The sequence below is a fragment of the Pseudoalteromonas sp. S1650 genome, assembly GCF_005887195.1.
Lineage (GTDB): Bacteria > Pseudomonadota > Gammaproteobacteria > Enterobacterales > Alteromonadaceae > Pseudoalteromonas > Pseudoalteromonas simplex.
In genome coordinates this window covers 1-470 of the sequence record NZ_PNDF01000194.1, presented here as the reverse complement: position 1 = coordinate 470, position 470 = coordinate 1, and the positions used below count along the sequence as shown (strand labels likewise).

Genomic DNA, 470 nt, shown 5'->3' with positions numbered 1-470 from the left:
GCCGTCAGCCGTCAGCCGTCAGCCGTCAGCCGTCAGCCGTCAGCCGTCAGTTTGAAATTTGCATTCTGAAAAATTCGTGCCTATATAAAGTTTTTATACTTAAAAGGATGCAAGTATGAATTTTGAAAAATTAGAGGTATGGAAGCGTTCAGCAAGATTAAGTGCTGACATCTACAAAGAAACGACTGATCTGAATGATTTTGGCTTTCGCAATCAGCTCACACGTTCTGGTTTATCAATACCGAGTAACATCGCAGAAGGTATGGTGAGAGTCAGCAAAAAAGAGCGGGTACGTTTTTTAGATATATCAAGATCGTCAATAGCAGAAACACGAACGCAAATTTATATCGGAATTGAGATTAAATATATCGATGCCGCCATAGGTAGAGCTTGGGTGAGTGAAACGGAAGAGCTATCAAAAATGTTGACATCTCTTATGCATAAGATCGAAGCTGATAGCTGATAGCTGA

Annotated in this window: 1 protein-coding gene; it reads left to right on the top strand. The window is 40.6% G+C overall.

Annotation, left to right across the window (positions count from 1 at the left end; genetic code table 11):
- The first annotated feature begins 115 nt into the window (after positions 1-115).
- Complete coding sequence (locus CWB80_RS22155) at positions 116-463, top strand: four helix bundle protein (RefSeq protein WP_138602784.1); 348 nt, start codon at positions 116-118, stop codon at positions 461-463.
- The last annotated feature ends 7 nt before the right edge of the window (positions 464-470 follow it).